We start from the raw sequence: 15227 nt of genomic DNA, 5'->3' as shown, positions 1-15227 counted from the left end.
AAAAAATAGGCAGTGAACAAGTAGAAACGGGAGGGAACACGGTGTCCATCAAAAAACAACAAATCCTCGAGCTGTTAAAGACACATCTAGCCGGGTTAACAGCTAGTGACGTTGCCGAAAAGCTGGCGATGGATCGCGGCAATGCTTCACGCTACTTAAACGAATTAGCTAAAGAAAAAACAGTCAAAAAAAGTACGAATCGCCCAGTGGTCTATCAGTTTGACCCTGCAGTGGCTCACGTAGATCAAGCAAGTAAGGTGTCTTTTGATAATTTAGTTGGTGGGGAAGACTCTTTAAAAGTTGCCATTCAACAGGCTAAAGCCGCTATCTTATATCCGCCACAAGGTCTCCATACAATTATTTTCGGTAAAACAGGAACTGGGAAATCGCTGTTTGCCGAGTGTATGTATCACTTCGCAGTGGAAGCGGGTAGTTTGCCGGAGTCCGCACCTTTTGTTTCTTTCAACTGTGCTGATTATGCGCAAAATCCGCAGCTTCTTTTCGGTCATATCTTTGGGGTGAAAAAAGGAGCTTTCACAGGCGCCACGGAAGATCGAGAAGGACTCGTTGCCCAGGCGGATGGGGGAATTTTGTTCCTTGATGAAATTCACCGTTTGCCACCTGAAGGACAAGAGATGCTCTTTACTTTTATTGATAAAGGAATTTATCGACCACTAGGGGAGAGCAGCCGGCAACATGAGGCTAGCCTGCAAATTATTGGGGCGACAACGGAAAGTTCGGAGTCTTTCTTAACGACCTTTAATCGGCGTATTCCCATGGCAATTACCTTACCGAGTTTGGATGAACGAACCTTAGACGAACGCTACGAGATTGTGTCTTTATTTATTAAACAAGAAGCCAATCGCTTGAACCAACGGATTGATATTGAGCGGGAAGCAATTCTAGCCTTTATGCTTTATCACGCTGAAGGTAACATTGGCCAGGTGAAGCGTGACTTGAAATTAGTTTGCGCCAAAGCTTTTCTCCATTACCGTACGCACCAACAAGAAGCCTTAATGATTATGAAAAGTGATTTGCCTTTACAAGTCCAAAAAGGTCTTTTGAAAATTAAAGAAGTTTCAGAACGTTTTGACCGTTTCATTGATAGCAAGGTGCAATATTTGAGTTTTGAGCCAGGAGACCATGATGTGGTATGGTCGCAAGATCCAACGCGGAATATGGATGTCTATAATAATATCGAAGCACGAGTGGCGGAGTTTGCACAAAATGCTGGTCAAGATATTGATTTAGAAAACTTAATCACCCAAGATGTGGATGCGTACTTTGAAACCTATGTAGAAGAATTAACCCAATCTACCGTCCAAGAGGAATTGATTCCGCAAAAATTATGGCAACTCACTAACCGTCTTTATGATTACGCAGAAAAAAAATTAGAACGAGTTTATGGCGAAAAAGCACGTTTTGCCTTTGCCCTCCATTTAAAGAGTACCTTAGAGCGCTTGAAAGAAGGTCATCGCATTGTTCATCCGGATTTAAACACCGTGCGTAAACACTTCTCTAAAGAGTTTCAAGTGGCGATTGATTTATCTAGTATGATTGAAGCCGAAAATGATGTGGAGTTACCTTTTGATGAAATTGGTTTTATTTCCATGTTCTTATCCATTGAAGTGGGTGAGATGACCATCGTGAAAGAAAATAATGTGCGGGTGATTGTCTTAATGCACGGGAATTCTACGGCCTCCTCCATGTTAGAGACCGCCCAAGAACTGCTGGGCACCAAAGCGGGGCTGGCGATGGATATGCCCTTAACGATGGAAGTCCAAAAAATGTATGAAGAGTTGCGTAACTATATTTTGGCGGAAAAGGAAAGCTTAACCAATGGCGTGTTACTCTTAACCGACATGGGTTCTTTGAATACTTTTTCCACGATGTTATTAGAAGAAACGGGGATTCGCACCAAAGCCATCACCATGACCAGTACTTTGATTGTGCTAGAAGCCTTGCGGATGTCGACGATTGGCCGCAGCTTGGAAGATATTTATCAAAATGTTCAGCTTTCTTTTGAAAATAGCATCAAAGGCCAGTTTGCGCAAAATGCGATGGTCCAATTACAAAAGAAAAAAGCCATTGTGGTTACTTGCTTTACGGGAGAAGGGGTGGCAGCTAAGCTATACGAACGCATATATCCCGTGGTGGATCACCAAAAAGTGGAAATCATTCAAATGCAGTTTATTGAAAAGAATACTTTTAAAAAGCATATTGATAACTTGCTGAAGGATTATCAAGTAGTAGCGATTGCTGGCACGGTGGATATTCGCTATCAAAATATTCCTTTCTTCTCCGCTTTAGATTTATTCGATGATCAACGACTAGATGTTTTAAAACGCGTGGCCTGTGAAGAATTATCGGTGGAACGGATTGCAGAATCTTTAAGCAGTACGGTCACCACCATCCCGATTCTTTCTCAGTTCGTGATGCAAATTGTCAAAGTCATTCAGCAAACACAAACGGACCTCCATCTTGTTTTAGAACCGGGGGTAGACACTGGGCTTATTATGCATATCGCTGTCTTGTTTGATTCTTTAGCTAAAGGGCAGCACCAACGGGAATTTCCACAATTAGCAACTTTTCAAAAAGCTCATCGTATTCAAATGGACGTTGTGAAAACCAATTTGATGTTGTTGGAAAAAAATTATCACGTGCAGTTGCCGGAAAGCGAGATTGCTTTTCTAACGCAAATGTTCCTAAATAATCAAATTTTACGAGAGACATACTTACACACTGTGTAAAGTGTGTAAGTGGTAACGCTTTCTGTGTGCCAAGAATAAAGGAGACGCAAAGTTGGTCTAGTCAGCTTTGCGCCTTTTTATTTTTGGCACGCTTCTTGCGTTATAGTAAAGTGTAGTAAAAAATTAAAATTTGATGAAGGAGGGTCAACGATGGCCAAAAAAACGATTATGTTAGTGTGCTCAGCAGGAATGAGTACGAGCCTTTTAGTTACGAAAATGCAAAAGGCTGCCGAGAGTCGGGGCTTAGAAACAGATATTTTTGCCGTATCTGCATCAGATGCCGATAACAACATCGCTGAAAAGCCAGTGGATGTCATGCTTTTAGGACCGCAAGTTCGTTTTATGAAAGGACAGTTTGAACAAAAACTGCAACCTAAAGGAATTCCTTTAGATGTCATCAACATGGCGGATTACGGCATGATGAATGGCGAAAAAGTTTTAGATCAAGCTTTGACGCTAATCGATTCTAAATAATTTATTTCGGGGGAACAAAGAATGGAAGATGAAAAAAATCTCGAAGCCATCATGGGCTTAATTATGAATGCGGGTAATGCGAAAAGCGACGCGATGGAAGCAATTCACGCCGCTAAAGCAGGAGATTTTACATTGGCTGACCAAAAAGTAGCTGATGCGGAACAAGCCCTCGTTTTAGCACATCATTCTCAAACGGGAATGCTAACGCAAGAAGCCCAAGGAAATCACGTACCCGTGACCTTGTTAACGGTTCACAGCCAAGATCACTTGATGACTGCCATTGCTTTTTGCGACTTAGCGAAAGAAATTATTGATCTTTATCGTCGGCTAGACGAAAAATAGTTCCTCTTTTGCCAGAGGATGCACTACAACGTGGGAGTTTTTGAACGGATTCCCCACTCAAATGATGGTATAAAGGAAACTTTATATAAAAATTTTTCTATAGGAGGATAACAAAATGAACGGATTAACCGCGTGGATGGAAAAACACATCCTGCCCGTTGCCGCCAGAATTGGTGCGCAAAAACATCTTGTTGCTTTACGTGATGCCTTTATCGGCACCTTGCCGGCAACGATGGCCGGCTCGATCGCCGTAATGATCAACGCAATTATTCGGGATTTGCCGCCCGCATTTTGGCCAAGCTATGACGGAAACACAATTCCTGTCATTCGTGAAATCATCACCGTGAATGGTTATGTATGGAATGGTACATTGGCGATCACTGGTTTGATTTTCGCATTTTCTTGGGGGTATAACTTAGCACGTGCTTATGGCGTGAATGATTTAGCTGGGGGGATTGTTTCTTTAGCAGCCTTCATTCAAGGGATTGCTTTTGGCCCTAGCTTAAGCGCTCCATTAAATGTGGATGTCTCTCAAGAAGTTATGGATGCTGTCAACAACGCTGGTGTTGGTGCAACAATCGCTGATGGTAACTTGAGTGTTGGTTTATGGGGTTGGTTAAAACTCGACCACTTAAATGGGAATGCTTACTTTACAATCATGATTATTGGTGCTGTGGCAACGATTATCTATGCTAAATTAATGTTAGCAGATGTAACCATCAAAATGCCTGATTCCGTGCCACCAGCAGTTTCTAAAGCTTTTGCGGCGATTATTCCAGCAACAGCTTCCTTATATGTTATTGCTATCTTTAACTTTATTATTAGTAAAATTTTCGACGGTCAATTGTTTATTGACTTGGTGCAAAAATACATTGCTGAACCATTCTTGGGGGCCTCCCAAGGGATTGGTTGGGTACTGTTAGTTACCCTCTTTGTACAGGTTTTCTGGTTCTTTGGTATTCACGGACCAAACGTTTTAGCACCAGTTTTAGAAGGTGTTTGGGGTGTTGGCCAATTAACCAACATCAACATCTTCCAAAATGGTTATGAAGGCGTAACGGGTTCACAAGCGGTACTAGATGCTATTCAAGATGGTAAAGCTTACATGTGGGTACGGGGTTCCTTTGATGCCTTCGCTTGGTTTGGTGGTTCTGGTGGTACGATTACTTTAATTATCGCCATCCTAATCTTCTCTAAACGGGCAGACTACAAGACAGTAGGTAAATTAGCTTTAGGACCTGGTATCTTCAACATTAACGAACCGTTGATGTTTGGTTTGCCAATCGTTTTAAATGCGATTATGGTTATCCCATTCATCTTAGCACCATTGGTTGCTACAACTATCGGTTGGTTAGCTACTTATTGGGGCTTAGTAAATCCAGTTTCCCAAGCCGTGCCATGGGTTGTGCCACCAATGTTGCTTTCATTCTTAGCAACCGGGGCAGACTGGCGGGCACCAATTGTGACTTTAGTCTGTATGGTAGTAACCTTCTTCATCTGGGCACCATTTGTAATTAGTGCTAACAAGATGGACGAAGTTTAAAAAAATAAAATGTGGGAAGCGAAGTCTAGCTTCCCACTTACATAATTTCAGGAGGGAAAAATATGATTGTCATTAATTCAGCTATGAGCCAAGATAATATCATCGAGTTATTGAATAACTACGATCAAGATGGCTTATCTTTTAACTTTAAAGAAAAAAAAGGAATCAAATTAACTTTTGAGACGAATGCTAGTGATTTAGAAGCCGCTTGTAAAGCTGCAAAGACGGCCATTAAAGCTGCGCCTTGGGGCAAGGTTTTATATTTCAACGTGGTACCAGCTTAAAAAAGGAGGAGAGGTCCCATGCAAAAGAAATACGGTCTTTGTTTAATTAGTATTGGTCTATTAGTCTTTGTTCATGCCGTGAACCAAAATACCGGGAATTTAAACTTATTAAACGTGATGACGAGTCTGTTTCTCAGCGTTGTGGGACTGATCATGTTCCGCAATGGTCGGAAAAAAGAAAAGGAAGTGAAGGATCATGGAAATTCGTAAAGAGTTACAAGTGCCAGCACCCTTTTTCTTTGATAAGCTAGCCGACTCGGCACTGTATGATATTCAACGACAAACCGGAAAAAAAATTGGCCGGCAACAATTGCGAGATTTTGAATACGTGAAACAATTCAATAAAAATAGTCGCGCTAGAATTAAAATTGATAAGTTTGTGGAAAACTCCATCTATGGGTTTACTACTTCCACCGTGCGCAACGATTTTTATGTAGAGTATCACGTAGAAGCTCTAGACGAAAAAAAATGTCACGTAACCTACGTGGAATCCATGAAAAGTCACGGCTTTATTCAAACCCTTAACGATAAGACGGTAGGAATTCTTTGGAGCTTCTTACGAAAAAGACGCTTCAATGCTATGCTGAGTCAGATTGAACAAACCTATTAAATAAAAAAAGCGTTGTCGACAAAACTCGTCGGCAACGCTTTTTTTGTAAGCAGAAACTTAGCGTAAATTTAATTTGCTTAAGGCTTTATCTAAAGGTAAGAATAAAATTGTGACTAAGACAATCGTCACACCAACGTTAATGAAGGATGCTGGTAATTTAACCGTTGCTGCCGTGAAGGCGACGTGAAAGTTAGAACCACCGTACATAAAGACAATCGTATTTTTTAATTGCGTCATAAAAAGTTTAGCGCAGCCAGTGGCGATGGCGGTTACGACAATTTTCCATAAGTCCGCAGGTTTGTCGACTTTTTCTTTAAAAATAAAATGGAAGAACAACCAAGCAGCAGCGCCTACCACAAAGCTTTCGACAATAAAGTAGGGAGCTTCAGTAATATAGCCGTTTAACACATCGAATAAAGCCAAACCCAAGCCGCCTGCTAAAGCGCCTTTCGTATAACCTAATAGTAAAACAGAGAGTAAGACCATCACGTTGCCACAATGGACAAAAGCTCCCGGCATAGGAATGTGAATTATTTGAGTGGCTACATAAGTCATGGCGGTAAAAAGAGCCACCATCACGATATTTAAAGTAGTGTTTTTTTGTTTCATCCGTTGTTCCTGCTTTCCTGATTCATTCGTGCCTCAGCGTCATTATAAGCGCCATGCCAAACATGTCCTAAAAAGGGATTAATTTTGACGCCTTGTTTAATGGCGGCGTTGACAAATGCTTTGGCTTTTTTGGCGGCAACTAAGGGAGTATTTCCTTTAGCGAGACCAGCGGTGACTGCCGCGGCAAAAGTACAACCTGCGCCATGATTAAAGTCGGTGGCGTATTTTTCACCTGTTAAATACGTAAACGTCTGACCATCGTAAAATAAATCGACAGCAGCCGTTGTTTTTAAGCGATGTCCGCCTTTAATAATGACATACTGGGGACCAAGGGCCGCAATTTTTTTAGCTGCTGTTTCCATCTCGTCAGTAGTGGTGAGTTCGCCCATTTCAGCTAAAATTCCCGCTTCCACCAAATTAGGTGTAGTTATCAATGCGTGGGGTAAGAGCAAGTCGCGCATCGCATAAGCCAGTTCAGGTTGCAATAAGCCTGCTGTCCCTTTACAAGCCATGACCGGATCGACAACTAAATTTTTTTGTTGAAATTCCGTCAAGTACTGGGCGATAACTTGCACATTTTCCACCGTACCCAGCATACCCGTTTTCACTGCCTGTAAAGGCGCGCCAGCATAAATTGTTTTTAATTCTTTAGCTAGTAAGTCACTAACTAAGGGTGTTACCTCATGGGACCACCCGGCAGCAGGATCCATTGTGACGATGCTGGTGATGGCGCTAAAGCCAAAGACCCCGTATTCTTGAAAGGTTTTAAGGTCAGCTTGTAAACCAGCACCACCAGAACTATCGGAGCCGGCAATGGTCATTACTTTTGGAATCATTTTTTTCACCTATCTTTCTGCTTACTTCACGCTTAAGTATAGCCGAAATATTTTTGACAAAAAGAGCCAATTGGCTTATTTTTAACTCAGCCAATTTTTTTGAAAGGAGTTGCGTTAGAAGATGGAATGGAAAATAAATCCCCAACGTTCAGTCCCTGTCTATCAACAAATTATGGAACAAGTAGTGGAAGGTGCCCGCCAAGGAGAATTATTAATCGGCGAGCGTTTGCCAGCTGAAAGACAATTGGCGAATCGTTTAGGCGTGAATCGCTCAACAGTAAGTCACGCCTTTGAAGAGCTAGTTGCTTTAGGCGTATTAACGCGTAAGACCGGGAGCGGCACTTATTTAAATGCGGAAATTTTAAAAGATACGGCGGGGGATTGGCGTTACTTTCGCAATCCGAAAAATCCTTTTGAACGGCCAAATGCGGCAGGCATTAAACGTTTGCTACAACGAGGCACCGTCATTGACGCTTACACAGGTGAGCTACCCTTGGACTTAATTCCTCGCATTGCGTTGCCTAATTTTTCTTGGCAAGATTTTTTACAGGCCGAACAGTTGGAAGATGAGCTAGGGTATTTGCCACTGCGAGAAAAAATTGCTGTTGATGCCGGCGTCAGTAGGGATGAAGTGTTGATTACTGCCGGCTCGCAACAAGGACTCTTTTTAATTTTACAAGTGTTGTTAACGCCTCATACTAAAGTAGCCGTCCCGTTGCCCTCCTTTTTTTGGAGCTTGCCAATTTTTGAAGCGACGCAAATTCAACGCATTGGGATTCCTTTAAATGCTAATGGTCTGGACCTAGAAATTCTAAAAGCTAAAGTTCGCCAACAACAAATCAAAGTGTTACTGGTGAATCCTAATTTTCAAAATCCTACTGGTTGGCAAATGAGTTTAGCTGCCCGCAAAGAACTAGTGGCCTTTGCCAAAGAGCAACAACTATTAATAGTAGAAGACGACGCTTTCAGTCAACTGAGTTTTCCCGGTACGCCTATTTTGCCCACTTTAAAAGAGTTGGCCCCCAAACAAGTCCTTTACTTAGGTTCTCTTTCAAAAATTATGGGGACCACCACAAAAATTGGTTGGGTCATTGCGCCACAAGCCATTGTCAATCGACTGGCGGAAGCTCGGACGCAGTTGGATTTTACCATGAGTATTTTCCCGCAAGTTTTGGCGACGACGGTTTTAAATGATCCGACTTTTCCCAAACAATTAGCTAGCTTACAAGAAGAGTTAGCTCGCCGTAATCATGAAGCACGTCTTCTTATTGAAAAATATCAGCTGGGACAGGCTTGGCCGGCTAAGGGGGGATATTATCTTTGGTTGGATGAAATTCCCGGAGGTATGTCACAAAATTTTTTCCAAAAAATGATGAAAAAAAATATTTTAGCCGCGCCAGCTTTTCATTTTGGCTCTCCAAGTGCTGCTTTACGAATTAACACAGCACGGTTAAATGAGAAAACAGTAAAAAAGTTTATGGAGAACTTAGGAGAAATTTTGCCTGCCAAGGACTAAAATTCCTTCCCTTGTGCAAATTTACACGTATAAATAGCTGCTGTGAACTGTATCGCTTTTCTTGAAGGGATTTCATTTTTGAAAGCTCTTTTTATGTTGGAGAAGCTGATAACAACCAGTCTTCCTACGCATTTTATTTTTAGCGACAGTTTTAAAACTGTATTAATTTTTAACTGTACTACTTCTGCTCCCTGATTAGTGTACTAACACAAAGGGAGGAAACAGCAAATTGCTTGACAGAAATGAGTGCAATAATTCACAAAAGCCTATTTGTATGCCTTGTCACAAACTTTAAATGAAAATAAAAAAATAGGTGTTTTTCCTTGCCTGTTACAGGAAAAAATGCTAATTTAAGTATGTAAGTGTTAGAACAGTGATACAGTTTTTGAAGCTGTTTAAAACACAATTAACTTCTGTTAGAGAGAGGAATGTGTTCAAATGGTCAAGAAGAATGCACAAGCCGTTGATTTTGCTAAGATTGTAGAAACCATTCATGGGGATTTCCCTTTGTATCAAGCCTTAGATCAAGACGGCAATGTTGTCAATGAAAATTTAGTTCCTGATTTAAGCGATGACGAATTAGTCGAACTCATGAGTCAAATGGTTTGGTCAAGAATTTTAGATCAACGTTCAACTGCCTTGAATCGTCAAGGCCGTTTAGGTTTTTACGCACCAACCGCTGGTCAAGAAGCCAGCCAATTAGCAAGTCACTTTGCAATGGAAAAAGAAGACTATGTTTTACCTGGTTACCGTGACGTGCCACAATTAGTTCAACATGGTTTACCTTTAAGTAAGGCTTTCTTATGGTCAAGAGGACACGTTGCAGGGAACTTCTATCCAGAAGATTTAAATGCTTTGCCACCACAAATTATCATTGGTGCGCAATATGTCCAAGCCGCAGGTGTAGCTTTAGGTCTTAAAAAACGGAATAAGAAAAATGTTGTTATTACTTATACAGGTGACGGTGGTACTTCCCAAGGGGACTTCTATGAAGCTTTAAACTTTGCAGGAGCTTACCATGCTAACGCTGTTTTTGTTACCCAAAATAACGGGTTTGCCATTTCCACACCGCGGGAAAAACAAACAGCTGCTAAAACATTAGCACAAAAAGCAGTCGCTGCTGGAATTCCAGGTATCCAAGTAGACGGGATGGATCCATTAGCTGTTTATACTGTAACTAAGGCTGCACGGGAATGGGCGGCTAACGGGAATGGTCCAGTCTTAATTGAAACCTTAACTTTCCGTTATGGTCCTCATACTTTATCAGGTGACGATCCAACGCGTTACCGTTCAAAAGACATGGAAGACGAATGGCATCAAAAAGACCCATTGGTTCGTTTCCGCAAATATTTAACAGATAAAGGCATCTGGTCTGAAGAAAAAGAAGAAGCCGTCATCGAAGCTACTAAAGAAGAAATCAAAAATGCGATTGCTGAAGCGGATAAATATCCTAAACAAAAAGTCTCTGACTTCTTGAAGAATATGTTTGAAGTACAACCGCAAAACATTAAAGAACAAATTGCAATCTATGAAGCGAAGGAGTCGAAATAATCATGGCACAAAAAACAATGATCCAAGCCATCACTGATGCATTAGCGCTTGAGCTTGAAAAAGATGAAAATGTCTTGGTTTTTGGGGAAGACGTCGGTAAAAACGGTGGTGTTTTCCGTGCTACTCAAGGCTTACAAGAAAAATTCGGCGAAGATCGGGTTTTTGATACCCCGTTAGCTGAATCCGGTATTGGCGGTTTAGCTTTCGGCTTAGCTTTAGAAGGTTTCCGTCCAGTTCCCGAAATTCAATTCTTCGGCTTTGTTTTTGAAGTCATGGATGAAATCGTGGGCCAAATGGCTCGTACTCGCTACCGGATGGGAGGCACCCGTAATTTACCAATCACCGTGCGTGCGCCTTTTGGTGGTGGTGTGCATACACCAGAGTTACACTCAGATAACCTTGAAGGCTTAATTGCCCAATCTCCTGGTATTCGGGTCGTTATTCCATCTAACCCTTATGATGCTAAAGGACTCTTGATTGCTTCTATTCGCTCCAATGATCCTGTTGTTTTCTTGGAACACATGAAACTTTATCGTTCTTTCCGCGAGGAAGTGCCAGATGAAGCTTATGAAGTGTCGTTAGATAAGGCAGCTGTTACTAAAGAAGGAAAAGATATTTCCATCATTACTTATGGAGCGATGGTTCGGGAAGCTAAAAAAGCTGCCGACAACTTAGCTAAAGAAGGTATCGATGCTGAAATTATCGACTTACGTACAGTGGCACCTTTAGACATTGAAACGATTATTGCTTCTGTGAAGAAAACCGGTCGCGTTGTGGTGGTGCAAGAAGCCCAAAAACAAGCAGGCGTTGGTGCCCAAGTGGTTTCTGAAATTTCCGAACGGGCAATTCTTTCTTTACAAGCTCCTGTTGGTCGGGTAAGTGCCCCAGACACCATCTTCCCATTTGGACAAGCCGAAAATATTTGGTTGCCAAATGCTAAGGACATTGAAGAAAAAGTCAAAGAAATCATGAGCTTTTAATCATAATACGGAAAGGATGCGTAATTGATGGCTTATCAATTTAAATTGCCTGACATCGGCGAAGGAATCGCAGAAGGCGAAATCGTAAAATGGTTTGTAAAACCAGGAGACACAATTAACGAAGATGATACACTTTTAGAAGTGCAAAACGATAAATCAGTGGAAGAAATTCCTTCCCCAGTAACTGGGAAAATTCTTAATATTTTAGTAAATGAAGGAACTGTTGCCAATGTTGGCGATGTCCTTGTGGAAATTGACGCACCAGGACATAACGATGATGCGCCAGCTGCAGCGCCTGCACCAGAACAAGCGCCAGCAGTTACCAACACACCAGAACAACCTGCTGCTGTACCTGGTGGTGGCTTCTACCAATTCAAATTGCCAGATATTGGTGAAGGAATTGCTGAAGGTGAAATCGTGAAATGGTTCGTACAACCAGGTGAAACGATTAAAGAAGACGATACATTATTAGAAGTGCAAAATGATAAATCGGTAGAAGAAATTCCTTCTCCAGTAACTGGGACGGTTAAAAAGATTTTAGTCACAGAAGGAACTGTTGCGAATGTGGGAGACGTCCTTGTAGAAATCGATGCACCAGGACACAATGGTCCAGCAACTGTTGCTCCAAGCCCAAGTGCAGCGCCTGCATCTGCTGCGCCAGCTGCTGCTCCGGCACCACAAGCTGCCGTTGCCCCAAGTGCACCCCTAGCTGAAGCTAATAAAAATGTGTTAGCTATGCCTAGTGTTCGTCAATACGCTCGCGAAAAAGGTGTGGACATCACTTTAGTTGCGCCAACTGGTAAAGCTGGTCGGACAACCAAACAAGATATCGACAGCTTCTTAGCTGGTGGTAGTGTTGCTGCTCCAAGTGCTCCGCAAGCTGCTGTTACCCAAGCTACGCCAAGTGCTGCTGCACCACAAGCTGCTCCTGTTGCTAGTGCTAAACCACAAGCCTTCAAGTCTAGCTTAGCTGAGCTTGAAACACGGGAACCAATGTCTGGTACGCGTAAAGCAATTGCTAAGGCGATGGTAAACTCTAAACACACAGCACCACACGTTACTTTATTTGATGAAGTAGAAGTAAGCAAACTTTGGGATCACCGTAAGAAATTTAAAGAAGTTGCAGCTAGTCGCGATACTAAATTAACCTTCTTACCATATGTCGTCAAAGCTTTAACTGCCACTGTGAAGAAATTCCCAGTATTAAACGCTTCTATTGATGATGCCACTAACGAAATTGTCTACAAACATTACTATAATATCGGAATTGCTACGGATACGGATCATGGTTTATATGTACCAAACGTTAAAAATGCCGATACTAAAGGGATGTTTGATATCGCTGATGAAATCAACGAAAAAGCAGCGCTTGCTCATGATGGTAAATTGGGAGCTAGCGATATGCGGGATGGTTCCATCACTATTAGTAACATCGGTTCTGTAGGTGGTGGCTTCTTTACGCCAGTAATTAACTACCCTGAAGTAGCCATCTTAGGTGTTGGGACAATTGCTCAACAAGCAATCGTTAATGCTGAAGGTGAACTTGCTGTTGGTCGCGTCTTGAAACTTTCCTTGAGTTTTGACCACCGTATTGTCGATGGTGCTACAGCACAAAAAGCAATGAATAATATCAAACGTTTATTAGCTGATCCAGAATTATTATTGATGGAAGGATGATTTTAACATGGTAGTAGGAGATTTTGCCATTGAATTAGATACAGTCGTGATTGGAGCTGGCCCTGGCGGATACGTTGCCGCCATTCGGGCTGCTGAGATGGGACAAAAAGTTGCCATCATCGAACGGGAATTTATCGGCGGCGTTTGTTTAAACGTTGGTTGTATCCCTTCTAAAGCTTTGATTGCCGCTGGTCACCATTACCAAGAAAGCCTTGATTCTAAAATTTTTGGAGTCTCCGCTAAAGACGTCTCTCTTGATTTCAAACAAACCCAAGATTGGAAAGACAATCAAGTGGTGCATAAATTGACTTCTGGGGTAGAAATGCTCTTAAAGAAACACAAAGTTGAAATTTTAATGGGGGAAGCCTTCTTTGTGGATGATCATAACTTACGAGTAATGCATCCTGATTCTGCCCAAACGTATTCTTTTAATAATGCGATTATAGCTACAGGTAGTCGTCCCATTGAAATTAAAGGCTTCAAATTCGGCGGCCGGATTTTAGATTCCACAGGTGGCTTGAATTTACCAGAAGTTCCTAAAAAATTCGTCATTATCGGTGGCGGTGTTATCGGGGCTGAATTAGGTGGCGCTTATGCGAATCTTGGTTCCGAAGTAACGATTTTAGAAGGCTCACCACAAATCTTACCAACTTATGAAAAAGATATGGTGAAAGTTGCTGAAGATAACTTCAAGAAAAAAGGTGTGACGATTCATACCAATGCCATGGCTAAAGAAGCTATCGACAACGGCGACAGTGTGACTGTTAAATACGAAATTGATGGCAAACCACAAGAAGTAACAGCGGATTACGTGATGGTTACTGTTGGTCGTCGTCCGAATACTGACGATCTTGGTTTAGAACAAGCTGGCGTTGAAGTCGGTCAACGTGGTTTAATCCAAGTTGATGCCCAAGGTCGTACCAATGTGAAAAATATTTTCGCCATTGGGGATATCGTTCCTGGTGCCGCTTTGGCCCATAAAGCTTCCTATGAAGCTAAAATTGCCGCCGAAGCCATCTCCGGCAAAGCAGTAGCTGTCGACTATAAAGCAATGCCTGCTGTTGCCTTTACCGATCCAGAATTAGCTTCTGTCGGGATGACCATTGCTGATGCCAAAGCAGCCGGGCTTGATGCTAAACAATCTAAGTTCCCATTTGCTGGTAACGGTCGAGCCATTTCTTTAGATGCTACGCAAGGGTTCTTGCGCTTAGTAACGACCAAAGATGACAACGTGATTATCGGCGCGCAAATTGCCGGTGTTGGCGCTTCTGACATGATTTCAGAATTAGCCTTGGCGGTTGAATCCGGCATGAATGCTGAAGATATTGCTTTAACCATTCACCCACATCCATCTTTAGGGGAAATTGTCATGGATACTGCTGAACTTGCTTTAGGCATGCCAATCCACATCTAATCAATTTGTAAAACACTTTACCTCGCAAGGTCTGTTGTTGGAACTTGCGAGGTTTTTTATACCCTCATCACACCAGAGAAAAGAAAGGACGTGCAGCATGGATTTAATTTCACCTTGGTATCCACAAGTTTTACAGCACTTGCAATATTCTTTACAAGCTGGTGCTATCTTAAAAAAAGATGAATGGGACTTAACGGGAGGCAGTTTACAAAATGCACTTCTTGCGGCCCAGCCCAAAGATTTAAGTGCCGCCTTGCACTGCGCCTTGACGACCATTTATCAACGGATGGGTGTTGAAAAGTCAACACAAGCAATCACAGAAGAAGTAGCTGAGGTTTTAGCCCGCAGCGCTGCCGGCCGACAAATCTATATGTTACAAGACGCGGCAGATTACGCTAGTTTTAAACAAAAAGGGTATGGTCAATATCTGGTTGAGTTGACGCCAGCGGAAGTGGAACATCTACTAGCGGGTGGGGCGATTGGCGATTTTTCCGATGAAGAAAATAGTCATCTCATTCGGCTAAAGAAATAAAAAAAGAGGGACTGCGCAAAAATGCGCAGTCCTTTTGTTTGCCCGGCATGGGCAAACTCTCATGGGTTCAAGTCCCTAGCGTGTCCTCATAACGGAAAACGTTAGCTGA

15 protein-coding genes are annotated in these 15227 nt (G+C 42.2%); 13 read left to right on the top strand and 2 right to left on the bottom strand.

What is annotated here, in order from left to right; genetic code table 11:
• Window positions 1-41 precede the first annotated feature (41 nt).
• The 7 genes from FFM57_RS07745 to FFM57_RS07715 all read left to right on the top strand — a co-directional run bounded on the left by FFM57_RS07745 (window position 42) and on the right by FFM57_RS07715 (window position 6003).
• On the top strand, window positions 42-2750 hold the full coding sequence (locus tag FFM57_RS07745) for a sigma-54-dependent transcriptional regulator (protein ID WP_137599944.1): 2709 nt from the start codon (window positions 42-44) through the stop codon (window positions 2748-2750).
• 150 nt (window positions 2751-2900) lie between these two features.
• On the top strand, window positions 2901-3224 hold the full coding sequence (locus tag FFM57_RS07740; RefSeq protein WP_137599943.1) for a PTS sugar transporter subunit IIB: 324 nt from the start codon (window positions 2901-2903) through the stop codon (window positions 3222-3224).
• Between the two features lie 21 nt (window positions 3225-3245).
• The gene (locus tag FFM57_RS07735; protein WP_137599942.1) at window positions 3246-3566 is read left to right on the top strand and encodes a PTS lactose/cellobiose transporter subunit IIA; all 321 of its coding nucleotides are present in this window, start codon (window positions 3246-3248) and stop codon (window positions 3564-3566) included.
• A 115-nt stretch (window positions 3567-3681) separates the two neighbouring features.
• A complete protein-coding gene (locus FFM57_RS07730) occupies window positions 3682-5109 on the top strand; it encodes a PTS sugar transporter subunit IIC (RefSeq protein WP_137599941.1) in 1428 nt (475 codons plus the stop codon).
• A gap of 62 nt (window positions 5110-5171) precedes the next feature.
• Window positions 5172-5393, top strand: coding sequence for a hypothetical protein (locus FFM57_RS07725; protein ID WP_137599940.1), 222 nt, complete (start codon window positions 5172-5174; stop codon window positions 5391-5393).
• Between the two features lie 18 nt (window positions 5394-5411).
• Window positions 5412-5603, top strand: a complete 192-nt coding sequence (locus FFM57_RS07720) for a DUF3188 domain-containing protein (RefSeq protein ID WP_137599939.1) — start codon at window positions 5412-5414, stop codon at window positions 5601-5603.
• The gene (locus FFM57_RS07715; RefSeq protein WP_137599938.1) at window positions 5590-6003 is read left to right on the top strand and encodes a DUF3284 domain-containing protein; all 414 of its coding nucleotides are present in this window, start codon (window positions 5590-5592) and stop codon (window positions 6001-6003) included. Before FFM57_RS07720 ends, FFM57_RS07715 begins: the two co-directional genes overlap by 14 nt.
• 57 nt (window positions 6004-6060) lie before the next feature.
• Here FFM57_RS07715 and FFM57_RS07710 read toward each other — a convergent pair whose 3' ends face one another.
• Window positions 6061-6612, bottom strand: coding sequence for an ECF transporter S component (locus FFM57_RS07710; RefSeq protein WP_137599937.1), 552 nt, complete (start codon window positions 6610-6612; stop codon window positions 6061-6063).
• Window positions 6609-7448 carry a bifunctional hydroxymethylpyrimidine kinase/phosphomethylpyrimidine kinase gene (thiD, locus tag FFM57_RS07705; protein WP_137599962.1) on the bottom strand — a complete coding sequence of 280 codons (840 nt, stop codon included), beginning with the start codon at window positions 7446-7448 and terminating at the stop codon, window positions 6609-6611. The genes FFM57_RS07710 and thiD overlap by 4 nt, the downstream gene beginning before the upstream one ends.
• 121 nt (window positions 7449-7569) lie before the next feature.
• Here thiD and FFM57_RS07700 point away from each other — a divergent pair, with 121 nt between their 5' ends.
• From FFM57_RS07700 to FFM57_RS07675, 6 genes are all read left to right on the top strand, one after another.
• Entirely contained in the window at window positions 7570-8964 is a 1395-nt protein-coding gene (locus FFM57_RS07700) for an aminotransferase-like domain-containing protein (RefSeq protein WP_137599936.1), read from the top strand.
• Between the two features lie 438 nt (window positions 8965-9402).
• Complete coding sequence (gene pdhA, locus FFM57_RS07695; protein ID WP_137599935.1) at window positions 9403-10515, top strand: pyruvate dehydrogenase (acetyl-transferring) E1 component subunit alpha; 1113 nt, start codon at window positions 9403-9405, stop codon at window positions 10513-10515.
• A 2-nt stretch (window positions 10516-10517) separates the two neighbouring features.
• Complete coding sequence (locus FFM57_RS07690) at window positions 10518-11495, top strand: alpha-ketoacid dehydrogenase subunit beta (RefSeq protein WP_137599934.1); 978 nt, start codon at window positions 10518-10520, stop codon at window positions 11493-11495.
• 27 nt (window positions 11496-11522) lie between these two features.
• The gene (locus FFM57_RS07685) at window positions 11523-13172 is read left to right on the top strand and encodes a dihydrolipoyllysine-residue acetyltransferase (RefSeq protein ID WP_137599933.1); all 1650 of its coding nucleotides are present in this window, start codon (window positions 11523-11525) and stop codon (window positions 13170-13172) included.
• Between the two features lie 7 nt (window positions 13173-13179).
• Window positions 13180-14586, top strand: coding sequence for a dihydrolipoyl dehydrogenase (gene lpdA / locus FFM57_RS07680; protein WP_137599932.1), 1407 nt, complete (start codon window positions 13180-13182; stop codon window positions 14584-14586).
• Between the two features lie 97 nt (window positions 14587-14683).
• Window positions 14684-15118, top strand: coding sequence for a hypothetical protein (locus FFM57_RS07675; RefSeq protein WP_137599931.1), 435 nt, complete (start codon window positions 14684-14686; stop codon window positions 15116-15118).
• Window positions 15119-15227 lie beyond the last annotated feature (109 nt).

This window comes from Enterococcus nangangensis (genome assembly GCF_005405245.1).
Lineage (GTDB): Bacteria > Bacillota > Bacilli > Lactobacillales > Enterococcaceae > Enterococcus_J > Enterococcus_J nangangensis.
This window is presented reverse-complemented; position numbering and strand designations above follow the sequence as displayed.